Origin of the sequence: Bradyrhizobium niftali (assembly GCF_004571025.1) — a bacterium.
GTDB classification, from domain to species: domain Bacteria; phylum Pseudomonadota; class Alphaproteobacteria; order Rhizobiales; family Xanthobacteraceae; genus Bradyrhizobium; species Bradyrhizobium niftali.
The window spans coordinates 50,257-67,016 of the sequence record NZ_SPQT01000001.1 but is presented as its reverse complement, the minus strand read 5'-3'; the positions used below and the strand labels follow the sequence as shown (position 1 = coordinate 67,016).

At 65.2% G+C, this 16,760-nt stretch carries 17 protein-coding genes; 5 read left to right on the top strand and 12 right to left on the bottom strand.

From position 1 onward, the window contains the following. Positions 1-60: 60 nt before the first annotated feature. The 4 genes from E4K65_RS00305 to E4K65_RS00290 are packed head-to-tail and all read left to right on the top strand — an operon-like array spanning position 61 to position 4,555. A complete protein-coding gene (locus tag E4K65_RS00305; protein ID WP_135172396.1) occupies positions 61-1,281 on the top strand; it encodes a cytochrome P450 in 1,221 nt (406 codons plus the stop codon). 34 nt (positions 1,282-1,315) lie between these two features. Further along, complete coding sequence (locus tag E4K65_RS00300) at positions 1,316-2,638, top strand: MFS transporter (RefSeq protein ID WP_027544002.1); 1,323 nt, start codon at positions 1,316-1,318, stop codon at positions 2,636-2,638. A gap of 4 nt (positions 2,639-2,642) precedes the next feature. Then, positions 2,643-3,305, top strand: coding sequence for a sulfite oxidase-like oxidoreductase (locus E4K65_RS00295; protein WP_135172395.1), 663 nt, complete (start codon positions 2,643-2,645; stop codon positions 3,303-3,305). Positions 3,306-3,331: 26 nt separating this feature from the next. Next, the gene (locus tag E4K65_RS00290; protein ID WP_135172394.1) at positions 3,332-4,555 is read left to right on the top strand and encodes a bifunctional alpha/beta hydrolase/OsmC family protein; all 1,224 of its coding nucleotides are present in this window, start codon (positions 3,332-3,334) and stop codon (positions 4,553-4,555) included. A 9-nt stretch (positions 4,556-4,564) separates the two neighbouring features. On the opposite strand, the gene pdxR is transcribed toward E4K65_RS00290, so the two are convergent. Further along, a complete protein-coding gene (gene pdxR, locus E4K65_RS00285) occupies positions 4,565-5,995 on the bottom strand; it encodes a MocR-like pyridoxine biosynthesis transcription factor PdxR (RefSeq protein WP_209312032.1) in 1,431 nt (476 codons plus the stop codon). 101 nt (positions 5,996-6,096) lie between these two features. Between pdxR and E4K65_RS00280 the strand changes: the two genes are divergently transcribed. Next, positions 6,097-7,011 (top strand): DMT family transporter, encoded by a 915-nt coding sequence (locus E4K65_RS00280; RefSeq protein ID WP_135172392.1) that lies wholly within the window; start codon positions 6,097-6,099, stop codon positions 7,009-7,011. Here E4K65_RS00280 and E4K65_RS00275 read toward each other — a convergent pair. The 11 genes from E4K65_RS00275 to E4K65_RS00225 form a co-directional block, all read right to left on the bottom strand. Next, on the bottom strand, positions 6,990-8,048 hold the full coding sequence (locus E4K65_RS00275; RefSeq protein ID WP_135172391.1) for a YeeE/YedE family protein: 1,059 nt from the start codon (positions 8,046-8,048) through the stop codon (positions 6,990-6,992). The genes E4K65_RS00280 and E4K65_RS00275 overlap by 22 nt on opposite strands. A 2-nt stretch (positions 8,049-8,050) precedes the next feature. Next, entirely contained in the window at positions 8,051-9,055 is a 1,005-nt protein-coding gene (locus E4K65_RS00270) for a quinone oxidoreductase family protein (RefSeq protein ID WP_135173171.1), read from the bottom strand. A 52-nt stretch (positions 9,056-9,107) separates the two neighbouring features. Next, positions 9,108-10,439 (bottom strand): phenylacetate--CoA ligase PaaK, encoded by a 1,332-nt coding sequence (gene paaK, locus E4K65_RS00265; RefSeq protein ID WP_167770414.1) that lies wholly within the window; start codon positions 10,437-10,439, stop codon positions 9,108-9,110. Positions 10,440-10,471: 32 nt separating this feature from the next. Beyond that, a complete protein-coding gene (gene paaI / locus E4K65_RS00260) occupies positions 10,472-10,921 on the bottom strand; it encodes a hydroxyphenylacetyl-CoA thioesterase PaaI (RefSeq protein ID WP_027543994.1) in 450 nt (149 codons plus the stop codon). Positions 10,922-11,022: 101 nt separating this feature from the next. Then, a complete protein-coding gene (gene paaE, locus E4K65_RS00255; RefSeq protein ID WP_167770413.1) occupies positions 11,023-12,105 on the bottom strand; it encodes a 1,2-phenylacetyl-CoA epoxidase subunit PaaE in 1,083 nt (360 codons plus the stop codon). A 2-nt stretch (positions 12,106-12,107) separates the two neighbouring features. After that, positions 12,108-12,611, bottom strand: a complete 504-nt coding sequence (gene paaD, locus E4K65_RS00250; RefSeq protein ID WP_135172388.1) for a 1,2-phenylacetyl-CoA epoxidase subunit PaaD — start codon at positions 12,609-12,611, stop codon at positions 12,108-12,110. Then, on the bottom strand, positions 12,605-13,381 hold the full coding sequence (gene paaC / locus E4K65_RS00245) for a 1,2-phenylacetyl-CoA epoxidase subunit PaaC (RefSeq protein WP_167770412.1): 777 nt from the start codon (positions 13,379-13,381) through the stop codon (positions 12,605-12,607). The genes paaD and paaC overlap by 7 nt, the downstream gene beginning before the upstream one ends. Then, positions 13,381-13,668, bottom strand: a complete 288-nt coding sequence (paaB, locus tag E4K65_RS00240) for a 1,2-phenylacetyl-CoA epoxidase subunit PaaB (RefSeq protein ID WP_008136594.1) — start codon at positions 13,666-13,668, stop codon at positions 13,381-13,383. Before paaB ends, paaC begins: the two co-directional genes overlap by 1 nt. 10 nt (positions 13,669-13,678) lie before the next feature. After that, the gene (gene paaA, locus E4K65_RS00235) at positions 13,679-14,671 is read right to left on the bottom strand and encodes a 1,2-phenylacetyl-CoA epoxidase subunit PaaA (RefSeq protein WP_027543990.1); all 993 of its coding nucleotides are present in this window, start codon (positions 14,669-14,671) and stop codon (positions 13,679-13,681) included. 76 nt (positions 14,672-14,747) lie between these two features. After that, positions 14,748-15,614, bottom strand: coding sequence for a phenylacetic acid degradation operon negative regulatory protein PaaX (gene paaX, locus E4K65_RS00230; protein ID WP_135172386.1), 867 nt, complete (start codon positions 15,612-15,614; stop codon positions 14,748-14,750). Positions 15,615-15,811: 197 nt separating this feature from the next. Continuing rightward, on the bottom strand, positions 15,812-16,582 hold the full coding sequence (locus E4K65_RS00225) for an alpha/beta fold hydrolase (RefSeq protein ID WP_135172385.1): 771 nt from the start codon (positions 16,580-16,582) through the stop codon (positions 15,812-15,814). Positions 16,583-16,760 lie beyond the last annotated feature (178 nt).

Below are 16,760 nucleotides of genomic sequence, written 5' to 3'. Positions count from 1 at the left end.
CTTCTTGCATGCCCGCATGCGCATGATTTCAGCGAACAACAGCCTGAGGATTTCCCCGCGATGTCCGACGTCAGCCAACCTGTCGCCCATCCGCCCGTGACCGACTGGGTCAACGATTTCGACCATACTGATCCGCAGTGGACGGAAGACCCCTTCCCGATCTGGGACGAGTTGCGCTCCGCAAGCCCGGTGGTGCACACCGAGCGCTTCCTCGGCTGCTACATGCCGACCACCTATGAGGCGGTGCGCGAGATCGCCAACGACTCCGAGCATTTCTCCTCGCGCCGTATCATCGTCCGCGACGTCCGCCCGGAGATTTCCCGGAACGCGGCCCCGCCGATCACCTCCGATCCGCCCGTGCACAAGCCGGCCAAGCAATTGCTGCTGCCGCCCTTCACACCGGACGCGATGAAGAAACTCGAGCCGCGGGTCCGCGCCATCTGCAACGAGCTGATCGACGGCTTCGTCTCCGACGGCAAGGTCGATGCCGCAGCGCGCTACAGCAAATACATCCCGGTTCGGGCCATCGCCCATATGCTCGGCATTCCCGAGAGCGACAGCGACCTCTTCGTCAACTGGATCCACATGATCCTGGAGCTCGGCATCAAGGACGAGACCATGCTGCTCCAGGCGGTGCACGAGATGAGCGCCTATTTCAGCGCCCATATCGAGGAGCGCAAGAAGAAGCCGACCGACGATCTGATCTCTTATCTGATGAACGCCAAGGACAAGGAAGGTAACCCGCTCGAGGATTCGCACGTACTGGGTTCGCTGCGACTGCTGCTGATCGCAGGTATCGACACCACCTGGAGCGCGATCGGCTCCTCGCTCTGGCATCTCGCGAAAACGCCGGCAGACCGCGAACGGCTGATCGCCGAGCCCGGGCTGATCCCGATCGCCGTGGAGGAGCTGCTGCGAGCCTATTCGCCGGTGACCATGGCCCGCGAGGTGGTCAAGGAGACCACGATCTCAGGCTGCCCGGTCAGGGCGGGCAACATGGTGCTGCTGTCGTTCCCGGCCGCCAACCGCGACCCCAAGATGTTTCCGGACGCTGACAAAGTCGTGATCGACCGCCGCGAGAACCGCCACGCCGCCTTCGGCCTCGGCATCCACCGCTGCGTCGGTTCCAACCTTGCGCGCATGGAGATGCAGGTTGCGCTGGAGGAATGGCTGAAGCGCATTCCGGACTTCCGGCTCGATCCGGCAGGCACCGTGACCTGGTCGCAGGGCACGGTGAGAGGCCCCCGCCAGTTGCCATTTCTGCTCGGAAAGGCGATGTAGGCCTCTCCAACAGAGATACGGAGAGAGGCCGGACGTGACTGAGCAAGCAACCCAACCGGCCTCCGACCACATTGACATCGCCGACGCCGAGCGGCGGATCAAGGCGATCTTTATCGGCTCGATCGGCAATCTCGTCGAGTGGTACGACTTTTACGCCTATACGGCGTTCGCGCTCTACTTCGCCCCGGCCTTCTTCCCCGGCAACGACCCGGTCGTGCAGCAATTGAATGTCGCCGTCGTATTCGCGGCGACCTTCCTGATGCGGCCCCTGGGCGGCTGGTTCTTCGGCTACCTTGCCGACCATTACGGCCGTCGTATCTCGCTGACGCTGTCCGTCGTCTTCATGTGCTTCGGCTCGCTGATCATTGCACTGACACCCACCTATGCCACGATCGGCCTTGCGGCGCCGGTGATCCTGGCGCTGGCCCGCGTGATCGAGGGCCTGAGCCTTGGCGGCGAATACGGCGCCAGCGCCACCTATCTCAGCGAGGTCGCCGATCCCAGGCACCGCGGCTTCTATTCGAGTTTCCAATATGTGACCTTGATCGGCGGCCAGCTCACCGCGATCATCGTGCTGCTGCTCCTGCAAAAGGTCTTCCTCACGCCGGAGGAGCTGAAGGCCTGGGGCTGGCGCATCCCGTTTGCGATCGGCGCAGGGCTGGCGATCTTTGCCGCGGTGATGCGGCGCAATCTGCACGAGACCGAGGCGTTCGAGGAAGCCAAGAAGGTGGTGAAGCCGACCGGCTCGATCACCAATCTGCTGCGCTATCCGCGCGAGCTGCTGCTGGTGGTCGGCCTGACCGCGGGCGGCACCGCTGCCTTCTACACCTTCACCACCTACATGCAGACCTTCGTCAAACTCTCAGTCGGGCTGACCGAAGACCAGACCACCTTCGTGATCTTCGGCACGCTGATCTTCGCGACCATCCTGCAGCCGATCTACGGTGCGATCTCCGACAAGATCGGGCGCAAACCGCTGCTGATCTTCTTCGGTGTCGCCGGTACGCTGGCGACCGTGCCCCTGCTGATGACGCTGAAGGAGACGAAGTCGCCCTTCATGGCCTTCATTCTGATCTGCTGTGCCTGGCTGTTCGTCGCCGGCTACACCTCGATCAACGCCGTGGTGAAGGCCGAGCTGTTCCCGACCAATGTCCGCGCGCTCGGCGTCGGCCTGCCCTATGCCATCACGGTCTCGATCTTCGGCGGCACGGCACCGGCGATCGCGCTCTACTTCAAGAGCATCGGGCACGAGGAATGGTTCTACTTCTACCTCAGCGGCGTCATCTGCCTGTCGCTGATCATCTATTCCACCATGCGCGACACCAAGCACGCCTCCGCCATGCATCGCCACGAGTAAGCTGATGGCCGACGACAACGAGCCGCCCGACAGCAAGCTGACGCGCACCAAGGAGAAATGGGCGCGTGAGGGCCGCTTCCTCACCGGCAAGATCACGCGTCCCGAAGATCAAAGGCTGCCGCCGGGCCAGCACCTCACCAAGGACTGGCCGGTGCTCGACCTCGGAGTCGTGCCGCCGGTCTCGCGTGAGCGCTGGCGGCTCGACGTCTACGGCGCGATCGAAAATCCCGTGTTCTGGACCTTCGCCGAGTTCACTGCACAGAAGCAGGCCCAGTTCACCTCCGACATCCACTGCGTGACGACCTGGTCGCGCTACGACAATGAGTGGGAGGGGCTCGCCACGCGCGAGCTGCTCGCCGCCTGCCAGCCGCGCGAGGATGCACGCTTCGTCGTGCTGCATTCCTATGACGGCTACACCACCAACCTCGCGCTGGACGATTTTGCCGCCGAGGACGCCCTGCTCGCCCATAGCTGGTCCGGCCAGCCACTGACGGAGGAGCATGGCGGCCCGGTGCGGCTGGTCGTGCCGCATCTGTATTTCTGGAAGAGCGCCAAATGGCTCCAGGCCATTGAATTCCTGACCGACGACGCACCGGGTTTCTGGGAAGTCCGCGGCTATCATAACCGCGGCGATCCCTGGGCCGAGCAGCGCTATTCAAGCGACTAAGTTTCAACCAGGAGACGGGGGAGCCCATGCCGACGGAACGCTTTCAATTCACCGGCGAAGGCGGCCATCAGCTCGCAGCCGCGCTGGAGCTGCCGGACGGCGAACCTTCAGCTTTCGCACTGTTTGCGCACTGCTTCACCTGCGGCAAGGACACGCTGGCGGCCAAGCGCATCTCGGTCGCGCTCGCAGCCAAGGGCATCGCGGTGCTGCGCTTCGACTTCACCGGCCTCGGCTCCAGCGAGGGTGATTTCGCCAATTCGACGTTCTCCTCGAACGTCGCCGACCTCGTGCGCGCGGCCGATCATCTGCGTTCGACGCGCAAGGCGCCGTCGATCCTGATCGGCCATAGCCTCGGCGGCGCTGCGATCCTCGCCGCGGCCAGCAAGGTTCCCGAGGCGAAAGCGGTGGTGACCATTGCAGCGCCATCTGACCCCGCCCACGTCACCGGCCTGTTCAGGGAGCATGTCGACGCGATCCGCGCACAGGGCGAGGTCGAAGTGTCGCTTGCCGGGCGTCCATTCCGCATCAAGCGCGAATTCCTCGAAGACATCGCCGAGCATGAGCTGATCAAGGACGTCACCGGCCTGCACAAGGCGCTGCTGGTGATGCACTCGCCGGTCGACGACACCGTGGGCATCGACAATGCGACCAAGATCTTCGTCGCGGCCAAGCATCCCAAAAGCTTCGTCTCGCTCGATCACGCCGATCATCTCCTCACCAGGCCGGCCGACGCCCTCTATGCAGCCGACGTGATCGCGGCCTGGGCAAGCCGCTACATCGACGCCGCAAAGCCCGCAAAAGCGATCGATCTCGTCGAGGAGCCGCGCAAGGTGGTGGTGCAGGAGACCCGCAAGAGCAAGTTCAATCAGATCATCACCGTCGGGCCACATCATCTGGTGGCGGACGAGCCGGTCGCTGCCGGCGGCGAGGATGCCGGCCCCGGCCCCTATGACTTCCTGCTCGCAGGCTTAGGGGCCTGCACCTCCATGACCATGCGCCTCTATGCCGACCGCAAGTCGCTGCCGCTCGACCGCGTCACGGTCACGCTGAAACATTCCAAGATCTACGCCAAGGATTGCGCGGAGTGCGAGACGCGCGAGGGCATGCTCGACCAGATCGAGCGCGACATCGCGATGGACGGCGCGCTCGATGCCGAGCAGCGCAAGAAGCTGATGGAGATCGCCGACAAGTGTCCGGTGCATCGCACGCTGACCTCGGAGATCCGCATCGTGACCAAGGCCGTGGACTAGCGCTGCGCGCTAGAAGCACGATGCCATCGTCCGCACGGCGGCGCTGATCTCGTTCTCGCGCCATGCCGCAAAGCCGAGCAGCAGGCCGTGATCGCGCGGCCGGCCGAGCGCAAGGCTGGACAAGGCGCGCGTCTCGACCCCCGCTTCGACCAGCCGCTTGACCGCGGCCTGATCAGCGCGACCGCGCTTGAGGCGCGCGACGAGCTGGATGCCGCCCGAGGGCACTTCGACCGTGAGCACCTCGCCAAGATGGCGCTCCAGTCCCTCGGCGAGATGATCGCGGCGTGCGTGGTAGAGCCGGCGCATCCGGCGCAGATGCGCGAGGAAATGCCCGTCGGCAATGAACTCGGCCAGCGCTTCCTGAACATGGCTGGCGGCGATCAGTCCGATATGCCGCTGCGCGATCTCGAGGGTGCTGACCAGCGCCGGCGGCACGACGAGATAGCCGAGCCGGATATCCGAGGTCATCGCCTTCGAGAACGTACCGACATAGAAGACGCGGCCATGGGTATCGAGCCCCTGCAACGCCGGCACCGGCCGGCTGTCATAGTGGAATTCGCCGTCGTAATCGTCCTCCACGATCCAGGTCTTGCCGGGCTTGCTCATGCCCAAGAATTCGGTGCGGCGGGCGAGCGACATCAGCCGGCCGGTCGGATGCTGGTGCGAAGGCGTCATGAAGATCAGGGTTGGAGCCGCAAGGCCCGGCATCCGCTGCATGCCCTGCTCGTCCAGCCCGATGCCGGTCACGCGCGCGCCGGAGGCACGGAAGGCAGCCGCGGCTCCGGGATAGCCGGGATCCTCGACCCAGACCTCGTCACCTTGCGTGATCACGGCCGCCGCGATCAAAGTGAGCGCGGCCTGCGCGCTCGGCAGGATCATGATCTGGTCCGCCGTGGCGCGAACGCCTCTGCTGGTTGCCAAATAATGCGCCAGCGCCTCGCGCAGGCGCGGACGGTTGACGGGGCCAAGCTCGCGCCTGGCTGCACGCACGGCGCTGCGGCGCAGACAGCGGGCCCAGACCTCGTTCGGAAACTCCCTGAAATCGCCATGCCCCGGCCGCAGGGGTTTCAGCTGCGCCAGATAGGACATCGGCCAGTCCGCCTGCTTGAGCCTAGAGGCCCAGGGCGAGAGGCGCGGCGTGCCGGCGCGGACACGTGATGTCGCGGCGCCAGCTGCTTCGATACGCTCACCGCCGTCGACCGTCACGACCGGGCGCCGCCCGCGCGACGCAGCCAGATATCCTTCGGCGGCAAGCTGCTCGAACGCATAGGTCACGGTGTTGCGGGAGACGCCGAGATCGCTCGCAAGCTGTCGGCTCGACGGCAGCCCGCGGCCCCTGCCGATGCGGCCGCTTCCGATCAGCTCCCTGAGCTGGCTCGTCAGTTGAGCCATCAGCCCTTCCTCGCCGGTCCGCTTCAACTCGATCAGGCCGGCGATCATCTCTTCTGCAACTGGCACCTTATTCCTTCACGATCTGGCACTTTTACTGGTGCCAGACCGGATGCTATCCGCCAGGCCGGACTGCTTCAAGGACCTCCGAAATGAACTCCCTGTCACCCCGTGCCGCCGTCGGCCTGTTCCTCATCGTCGTGCTGGCCTGGGGCGTGAACTGGTCGGTGACGAAGCAGCTCGTCCAGTTCCTCTCCCCGCTGTGGGCTTCAGCGATCCGGAGCTGGATCGCGCTGGCCGGACTGTTCGTGATCCTCGGACTGAGCAACAATCTGGTGATCCCGGAGCGGCGCGACATTCCTGTGGTCCTGAGCGTCGCACTGCTGCACATGACGGTGTTCTCGGTCCTGGTTGCGGCTGGTGTACGCTTCCTGCCTGCGAGCAAGGCCATCGTGCTCGGCTACACCACGCCGCTCTGGGTCGCGATCGCCGCGCCCCTGCTCGCGAAAGATACACTGACCGCGCCCAAACTTGCCGGCGCGCTGCTTGGGTTGATCGGCCTTGCCGTGATTCTGAACCCAGCATCGATCGACTGGACCAATACCAACGTCGTGCTCGGCGCCGGCATGGTCATCCTGGCCGCGATCTCCTGGGCCGCGAACATCATCTATATTCGCGCGCATCGCTGGATCGCCTCTCCGCTCCAGCTGCTGATCTGGCAGGTACTCGTCGCAACGATCGTCCTGACTGTCAGCGCGACAATCGCGGACGGCCTGCCACACGCAGAATGGTCGTGGAGGCTCGTGCTCCTGTTCCTCTATTCCGGCCTGATCGGGACGGCGCTTGCCTATTGGGCGATGTCGATGGTCAACAAGAGCATCTCTGCGTTGACGACGTCGCTCGGCACCACGGCGACACCACTCGTCGGCATCGCCAGTGCGGCGATCCTGCTGGGCGAACCGCTCGACATGAGCCTTGCTGTCGCGGCCGGACTGATCGTCGCCGGCATCGGCCTGGCAACGCTCGGGGATCGCCTGCTGCGCAGTCAGGCCATCGCGAGAGGTTGAACGCGCAGCACGCCGCGCAGGCCCGCCGTCGTACCGAGCAGGATGCCGGCGAGCGCAACGAACGAGCCCAGCGCCAGCGTCGACACGCCAGTCAATCCCTGTCCGATCGAGCAGCCGAACGCCATCACGCCGCCGATGCCCATCAGCGCGGCGCCGCTGCCTGAGCGCAGCATGTGGCGCGGCGATGAATAGCCTTCGAGCTTGAAGCGACCCGTAGCGAGTGCCGTCGCCAGACTGCCGGCGAAGACGCCGGCAACCGTCGCGATGCCGAAATTCAGCGTCAGGCCGGTCGAGAGCATGGCATATTGCAGGCTATCGGCGATCGGCGCGATGAAGGTGAGCGAGGTCACGGGGACGGGATTGAAGTCGTCGGCGCCGAGATAGCCGGTGACGAACCAACCGCTCGCAACGAGGACACCGACGATGACGCCCGCCGCGATCTGGCCCGGCGAACGGCGAAACACCGGATGGGCGAACGCGAACAGGATCAGGGCGACGACGATCCCGGCTGCGGCAATCGCCCGCGAGAGAGCTTCAGAGGGACCGAGCGCCGCCAGCAGCGACGGCAGCGAATTCGTGTTGACCGTGGTTTGCGAGGCCTGAACCAGCGCAATGCGCGCCGGCGCGATCAGGCCCTTGAGCGTCATCTGCGCGGCGATGGCGAGCACGATCACGACGACGAAGGAACGGAGATTGCCGCGGCCGAGCAGCACCAGCGCGCGCGAGCCGCAGCCGTTCGACAGCACCATGCCGTAGCCGAACAGCAGGCCGCCGAGGAACAGCACCGGCGCCGAGAAGGATTGTTGCAGGTAGATCGACTTGCCGAGATCGACGGCGCCGCTGCCGGCCAGGACCTGGCTCGCGGCGATCGCGACAGCAATCGCCAGCGCATAGGACCGCACCAGCCGGCCGTCTCCTTCGGCGAGGAATCCGCGCATGCTGCTCATCAGGCAGAAGCCGCTGAGCAGACCCACGGCGCCGTAAATGAACCCGATGACGAGGCCGGCGAGGATGACGAGTTGGGCGGACGAGTCCATGATTACGGCTTCAGGATCACGCGATCCCGCGAAGAGCCGGCGACCGCGACATACGCCTCCTTGGCGCGCTCCAGCGGATAGACGGCATTCGCCTTGATCGGAAACGGTTTCAGGTGACCGCTGGCGAAGCCGGGACCGAGGTCACGCAGCACCGCGCCTGTCGCCGTCGAAGACAGGCCGAGCGTATCTATGCCGACATAAGTGTGCTGCCCTCGATAGAATTCGAGGATGTTGAACTGCACGATGCGGTCGATCGCGGCGATCAGGATCTGGCGGCCGCGCAAGGCGAGCGACTTGTGCGCGGCCTGGAAATAGGGATCGCCGACCGTGTTGAAGACGATGTCGGCGCCCTTGCCGCCGGTCACTTCGCGCACACGCGCGGCAACGTCGGTGGCGGAGGCGTCGATCACCTCGATGGGCGCGTTGGCGTGGCCCTCATAAGCTTCCGCCTTGCGCACCACGCCGATGACGCGCGCGCCCTGCCAGGTCGCGATCTGCACCGCGGCTTGGCCGACCTTGCCGTTGACGCCAAACACCAGAACGGTCTCACCGGCCTTCGGCACGCCGGCGCGGCGAAAGCCTTCCATCGCGGTGACGAAGGGAACGCCGATGCCGGCAGCCTCCTCCCAGGACACCGTCTTGGGTTTCTCCACGATCGCGTCGAGCTCGACGACGAGAAGGCTGGCATGGGTGCCGTCGCGGCGGATGCCGAGATCGCCGGAGGAACCGAACACTTCGCGGCCGACCGTGCCGGCCGGACCATCGATCACCACGCCGGCGTAATCGCGGCCCGGCGTGCGCGGGAATACGGCATAGGGCATCAGCCCGGTCGCGGCCTTGACGTCGGACGGATTGACGGCGGCGGCCTTCACCTCGATCAGGACATCGTTTGGACCGCGCGCGAGCGTCTGACGCTCGACAACCGGCGCAAGCGCGGCCGCGTTCTCGGCCTTGGCATTGAGGCGCACACAGCGCGCTTCGACGGCTTTGGTATCGGCTGGTGACATCGGAAAGACCCGCGATTTCTGGCGGGCCTTGTCGCCCTTACGGGTGGTCAAGTCAATCCTTCGGCCGCTTGTCGTAGAGGCGCCTGGCCTTGCCGAGCGAACGCTCCAGCGTGGCGGGCGCGACCACCCGCACATTGGAGCTGATGCCGATCGTGTTCTTGATGTGGGTCGCGATCCGGTCGGCATGGTCGACGAGACCGCGGCCGTCCCAGCTTTCGGGCCGTGCCTCGGCGATGATGGTCAGCTCGTCCATGCGGCCTTCGCGGGTCAATTCGAGGATGAAGTGGCCGCCGCACCAGTCGGTGGCGAGCAGCACCTCCTCGATCTGGGTCGGGAACAGGTTGACTCCGCGCAGGATGATCATGTCGTCCGAGCGGCCCGTCACCTTCTCCATGCGCCGCATGCCCGGCCGGGCCGTGCCCGGCAGCAGCCGTGTCAGGTCGCGGGTGCGATAGCGGATCACCGGGAAAGCTTCCTTGGTGAGCGAGGTGAAGACCAGCTCGCCCTTCTCGCCATCGGGCAGCACCGCGCCCGTCTGGGGGTCGATCACTTCGGGATAGAAGTGGTCTTCCCAGATGTGCAGGCCGTCCTTGGTCTCGATGCACTCCTGCGCCACGCCGGGGCCGATCACCTCGGACAGGCCGTAGATGTCGGTCGCATCCATGTCGAAGGCGTCCTCGATCTCGCCGCGCATCGCATTGGTCCAGGGCTCGGCGCCGAAAATGCCGACCTTGAGCGAACACTGCCGCGGATCAAGCTTCTGGCGCTTGAACTCGTCCAGAATCGCCAGCATGTAGCTCGGCGTCACCGTGATGATGTCGGGGCGAAAATCGTTGATGAGCTGCACCTGCCGTTCGGTCATGCCGCCGGAGATCGGCACCACCGTGCAGCCGAGCTTTTCGGCGCCGTAGTGCACCCCGAGCCCGCCGGTGAAAAGGCCGTAGCCATAGGCGTTGTGGATGATCATGCCGGTGCGGCCGCCGGCGGCGCGGATCGAACGCGCCATCACCTCCGACCATGTGTCGATATCGCGCTGGGTGTAGCCGACGACGATCGGCTTACCCGTCGTGCCGGAGGAGGCATGCACGCGCACCAGTTTTTCGCGCGGCACCGCGAACATGTTGAAAGGATAATTGTCGCGCAAATCCGTTTTCACCGTGAACGGAAACTTCGCGAGATCGGAGAGCTCGCGAAAGTCGGACGGGTGCACGCCGGCCTCGTCGAAGGCCTTGCGATAATGCGCGACGTTGTCGTAGGCGTGCTTCAGCGACCAGCCCAGCCGCTGCGTCTGCAACGCCATGATCTCGTCGCGCGGGGCGCGCTCATGCGCGTCCATCTCGGCACTATAGGTGGTGCCACCTTCCTTGAGCCTGGTCAGAGCCATCCTCGTTTCCCCACATTGGTCTGTTCTTTTCTTTACTTGTCTTGTGCCGGCAGCCACGTGCCGGGAATGACGCGCGAATGCCCGCGGAATTCCGCGATGACGGTGTCGCCTGCGGTGACACGCACGTCGTAGATCCCCGAGCGGCCGCTGCGGCTGATCTCCCGCGCCTTCGCAATGAGCCGATCGCCGAGCTTGCCGGGCTTGATGAAGGTGATCTGGCCCTGCGCCGCGACCACACGCTCATTGTGCGAGTTGCAGGCAAACGCAAAGGCAGAATCTGCGAGCGTGAAGATGAAGCCGCCATGGGCGATGCGCTGACCGTTGACCATGTCCGGCCGCACCGTCATGGCCAGCGTCGCAAGGCCTGGACCGATCTCGACGATCTCCATGCCGAGACCTTTGGAGGCATCGTCCTCCGCCCACATCGCATCGGCGCAGGCGCGGGCAATATCCTCAGGCGACAGGGCGGCTTTGACGTTCACGCGCTTCTCCCGGCCAATTGCTTGCACATGATGTTCTGCTGGTTGGTTCAGGGTGTCAAATAATGCGACGCATTTGCATTGTTGGGCACTGATCCGCCTGATCAGACATGGTCATAGTCGACCACGACCCGCTCGGACGATGGCTTGGCCTGGCAGGTCAGGACGAAGCCGGCCTTCAGCTCCCACGGCTCCAGCGAATAGTTGATGTCCATCGGCGCCTCGCCCTCGACCAGCTTGGCGCGGCAAGTGGAGCACATGCCGCCCTTGCAGGCGAAGGGCAGATCGACGCCGGCGCGCAGCGCGGCATCGAGGATCGCTTCGTCCTCGGCGACCGGCACGTCGCGTCGCTTGCCGTCGATGATCAGCGAGGCGATCGCCTTCGGCGGCGCGTCGGGCGCAACGGCCTTCTTCGGCCGCGGCTTGCCGCCGAATTCCGAGACGAAGCGCTCGACGTGGATGCGCTCGTCCGCGATGCCGAGATCGCGGCAGGTCACCTCGATGTCCTCGCTCATGCCAGACGGACCACAGATGAAGACGTGATCGATGCTTGCCGCCGGCACCAGCGAGCGCAGCAGCACCCTCACCTTGTCGCCGTTAAGCCGGCCATGCAGGATCGGGATGTCCTGCTCCTCGCCGGAGATGACGTGAAAGATCGAGAGGCGGTCGATGAACCGGTCCTTGAGCTCCTCGAGCGGCTCGAGGAACATGATGTTGTCGGTCGTACGATTGCCGTAGAACAGGAAGAAGCGGCTGGCCGGTTCGCGTGCGAGCACGCCCTTCACGATCGACAGGATCGGCGTGATGCCGGAACCTGCGGCAAAGCCGACATGGATCCGCCCCGTATCGGCCGGCGCGACCACGCCGAAGCGGCCGGTCGGCGTCATCACGTCGAGCTCGTCGCCGCATTTGAGTTCGTCGGCGGCCCAGCTCGAAAACGCACCGCCATCGACCTTCTTCACCGCGATGCGGATCTCGCCATCGTCGGGGCCGGAGCAGATCGAATAGGAACGGCGCACCTCTTCACCGTCCAGCATCGTGCGGAGCGTGAGGTACTGCCCGGGCGTGAAAGCATAATCGCTGGCGAGTTCGCCGGGGATGGCGAAGGTCATCGAGATGGCGTCGGAGGCCTCGCGGCGGAGATCGTTGACGGCCAGGCGGTGGAAACGTGGTGCGGCTGCGGACATGGTCAATGACACTTGAAGTAATCGAAGGGTTCGCGGCAGGCCTTGCAGCGCCACAGCGCCTTGCAGGAGGTCGAGCCGAATTCGGACAACAGCTCGGTCCTCGCAGAGCCGCATTGCGGGCACGCGACAGACTGCTCACCAAACAGCGCGCGGCGCGAGCTTGAGACCTGCGGCGGCGCGATGCCGTAGGCGCGCAGCTTGCGGCGGCCCTCCTCGCTCATCCAGTCGGTGGTCCAGGCCGGCGACAGCACCGTGCGCACCTTTGAGCCGCGGAAGCCGACGCGCTCCAGCGCGACCTCGATTTCGAGCGCGATCATGTTCATGGCCGGGCAGCCCGAATAGGTCGGGGTGATCGCGACCTCGACATGGTCGCCGTCGAGCACGACATCGCGGAGCACGCCGAGATCGGCGATCGTCAGCACCGGGATTTCCGGATCGACCACGCCCGCCACGGCATCCCAGGCGCGCTGGCGCAGATCCGCACCGCTCTCGAGCACCGTCACCATGTCTGCCCCGGGAAGGTACGCTGCATCGATTGCAGCTCCGACAGGAGATGGCCGAGATGCTCGCTATGCCGGCCCGCGCGGCCGCCCTGGTGCATCCAGTCGTTCTGCGGCAGCGTGAGCGTGGCTTCGCTGACGACGTCGGAGAGCATCTGCAGCCAACGCCCGCGCAAGACACCCGGATCGATGGCGACACCCGCATGGATCAGGGCGCGTTCGCCGTCATCGACGGCAAACATCTCGCCGGTGAAGGCCCAGAGATGGTCAATCGCGGCTTGCGCCCGTCGATGGCTCTCGTCCGTGCCGTCGCCGAGCCGGATGATCCATTCCGAGGCATGCCGCAGATGATAGGCGCTCTCCTTTTCGGACTTGGCGGCAATGGCGGCCAGCGTCGTGTCGCGTGAGGCCATCATCGCGCGCCAGTAGAGGTCGGCGAAGGCCGAATAGAAGAACTGCCGCACCAGCGTCTGGGCGAAGTCGCCGTTGGGCTGCTCGACCAGCAGCAGATTGCGGTACTGCCTGATATCGCGCAGGTAAGCGAGCTTGTCCTCGTCGTTGTCCTTGCCTTCGGCCTTGGCCGCATAGGTGTAGAGCTCGCGTGCCTGGCCGATGAGGTCGAGCGCGATGTTGGAGAGCGCCATGTCCTCTTCCAGCATCGGCGCATGTCCACACCATTCCGACAGCCGATGACCGAGGATCAGTGCATCGTCGGCGCGGCGCAGGACGTAGAGCACCAATGGCGTTTCCGCGACCTGGATGTTGGCCACAAGCATCACATATGCCCCACTTCCTCAGGCACCTCATAAAATGTCGGATGCCGGTAGATCTTCGACTCCGCCGGCTCGAACATCATGCCCTTCTCGGCGGGGTCGCTCGCGGTGATCGCGGTGGACGGCACGACCCAGATCGACAGGCCCTCGCCGCGACGGGTGTAGATGTCGCGGGCGGCCTGAAGGGCCATGGTGGCATCGCTGGCATGCAGCGATCCCACGTGCTTGTGCGCGAGCCCGTTGCGGCTGCGAATGAAGACTTCCCACAGCGGCGTGTTCGGCGTGGCCATCGTGATCTCCCTATTCGGCCGCTTGCGCGGTCTGGCGACGTGCGCGCTTGGCGGCGTAGCTAGCTGCCGCCTCGCGCACCCAGGCGCCCTCGTCGTGCGCCCTGCGGCGCGCGGCAAGCCGATCGCGGTTGCATGGGCCGTTGCCGGCGAGCACCTGCTTGAACTCGGTCCAGTCGATCTCGCTGTAGCGCCAGTGCCCGTCGGCATCCTGCGTCATGCCGGGATCGGGAATGGTGAGGCCGAGATATTGCGCCTGCGGCACGGTGGCATCGACGAATTTCTGGCGCAGCTCGTCATTGGAGAAGCGCTTGATCTTCCACTTCGTCGAGGTGTCGCTGTGCTGGCTCGTGGCATCGGGCGGGCCGAACATCATCAGCACCGGCCACCACCAGCGGTTCAGCGCATCCTGCGCCATCGCCTTCTGCTCGTCCGAGCCGCGGCACAGCGTCAGCATGATCTCGTAGCCCTGGCGCTGGTGGAACGACTCCTCCTTGCAGACGCGGATCATCGCGCGCGCATAGGGACCGTAGGAGCAGCGGCACAGCGGGATCTGGTTCATGATCGCAGCACCGTCGACCAGCCAGCCGATGGTGCCGATGTCGGCCCAGGTCAGCGTCGGATAGTTGAAGATTGAGGAATATTTGGCCTTGCCGGCAAGCATGGCGTCGACCAGCTCTTCGCGCGACGTGCCGAGCGTCTCGGCGGCGGCATAGAGATAGAGCCCGTGGCCACACTCGTCCTGCACCTTGGCGAGCAGCGCAGCCTTGCGGCGCAAGGTCGGCGCGCGCGTGATCCAGTTGCCTTCGGGCAGCATGCCGACGATTTCGGAATGGGCGTGCTGGGAGATCTGCCGGGTGAGCGTCTTGCGATAGGCCGCCGGCATCCAGTCGTTCGGCTCGATGCGTTCCTCCGCATCGATGCGAGCCTGGAATTGCGCAGCCCTGGCCGCGTCCTCAAGACCGCGATCCTCGGTCTCGGCCGTGTTCAGCGCCTGGGTATACATGCGCATCCTCCCGTTTTATTGGGAGATAATATATAACAGAAATTACTTCATGCAAGATATTTCTGTAACATAACGGTCAGGCGCCGAACCTCCGTTCCAGGAGTTTTCGCGCCGCCGGCAATGGCCCTTTTTCATTGGTTCCATGGCCATCAAGCCATTGTTCGGACGGAGCAAGCAGTGCGCGATAGATCTCGCCGCAGAGCGCGCGGGCGGCCCTGCCCGGCCAATCCGCAGGAAGCAGGCTCTCGGGCAGCAGCGGATCGCGCAGCACGACGCGGCGATAGTGGTGGATCAGCAGTATCCGGGCGGTGAAGGCGTCGGCGTCGGAGAGAGTCGTTCCGCGGCCAATCGCGGCGTGCAGCGGCTCGAACGTCTTCATGAACTTCAGATAGGCATCCGCGGTGCGATCGAGCGGCCAGCTGGCGCTGAGCAGGCGGCGTCCGCTGTCGTCCTCGGCAGAGACCTCAAGACGAATAGCGCCCGCAGCCTCGTCAGGCACTGGCACGCCCGACGGCGCAACCCACACGCCCGGCAGCGGGCTGCCGAAGCCGGCATTGCGCAGCGCCTCGCGCGAGGCGTCGCGGTCCTCGCCATTGCCGATCAGCAGCAACTCGAAACGCCCGGTCCAGTCCGACGATGGCGGATCGTAGATGTGGCGCGTCGCGGCCTCAAAGGTCTGATGGCCCTTGTCGGCAAGACGATAGAAACTGTTGCGGCCGACCTTTTCACGCGTCAGCCAGCCGTCAGCCGCCAGGCGCGACATCGCGGTGCGTACCACACCGCTGTCGATGTCCAGGCTTTCGAAGAATTCCAGCAGCGTGCCGAGCCACACCGAGCCGCCGCGCGGCACGATGGCGTCGCCGAACACGGTGATGACGATGGAGCCGGTGCGCGACGGCTCGCGCTTGAGCTGGTCGATGATACGGGAAAGCGGATGCGCCATGCGCGAGGCATAGCGCGTTTGGTGCAGGCGCGACAATGGACGGGAGCGACGCTTCTTTCCTCCCTCTCCCCGTTCTTACGGGGAGAGGGTTGGGGTGAGGGGCTGCATCCGCAAACTCAGCGATAGACGGACTCGCGGAGAGTCCCCCGATGCGATCCGACCTCTCCCCGCAAGCGGGGCGAGGTGAAGAAGCCCACTTACCGATGCGGATCGGGATACGCCAGGCTGCGCCAGCCGCTGCGGTCGAAGGGCATCCACTGGCCTTCCTTCTGCGCAAGCCGGTCAGCTACGGCATAAACCGCGGCGGGGTGATGCCCCATACCGCAATGGCTGCTCTCGATCTCGATGCTCTCGGTCTGCGCGCCCGACTTCTCCATGCAACCCTGCCAGGCGCAGACGCCGTCGGTGCGGCTGAAGATGGCGGTGGTCGGCACCGGCGGCGGCACGGCGAGTTCGCCGCCGAAGCGCGGATCGACCTGATCGGCCTTCTGCCCGCTCGCCCATTCGTAGACGCGCCAGGCATTGGTGGAGCGCGGATCGCCGGCAAAGGGGCTGCCGAGGGTGATCACCTGACGCACGCGCTCGGGCATCATCTTGGCGAGCTGGCGCGCATAGAGGCCGCCGAGGCTCCAGCCGACCAGGCTGATCTTGCGGCCATGTGTGTCGCTGAGCTCCTGGACCAGATCGACCATCGCATGCTGCACGCCCGGACGCAGGCCGTAGTTGCGGCCCTGGCGCCAGCCGCTCACCGCGTAGCCCTTGCCGGACAGAAACGTGCGCAGCGCACGCGTGGACGCGTCGGAGGCGACAAGGCCCGGGAGCACCAGCACCGGATGCCCATCGCCGCGCGGCGCGAGGCTCAGCAGCGGCAGCGCACCGAGGAATGCGCCGAACTCGTGGATCGCGCGCCCTTCCAGAAACATCAGGGCACGGGACGGCGGGCGCAGCGTCTGGGCAGTAGCGGTCATCAATGTTTCCCTTGGGAAGGCGCCGGCCGCGATGCCGGCAATGGGCATGAATTCCAATACGCCGGCTTCTTGAACGTTCCGCAGCGCAACATGAATCAGCTAGGCGGCCGGTTCCCGACATTCAAGCGGGAGAGACGCGGGGCCACAATAGGCCCGCGCGTTAATGCTAACGTCCGTG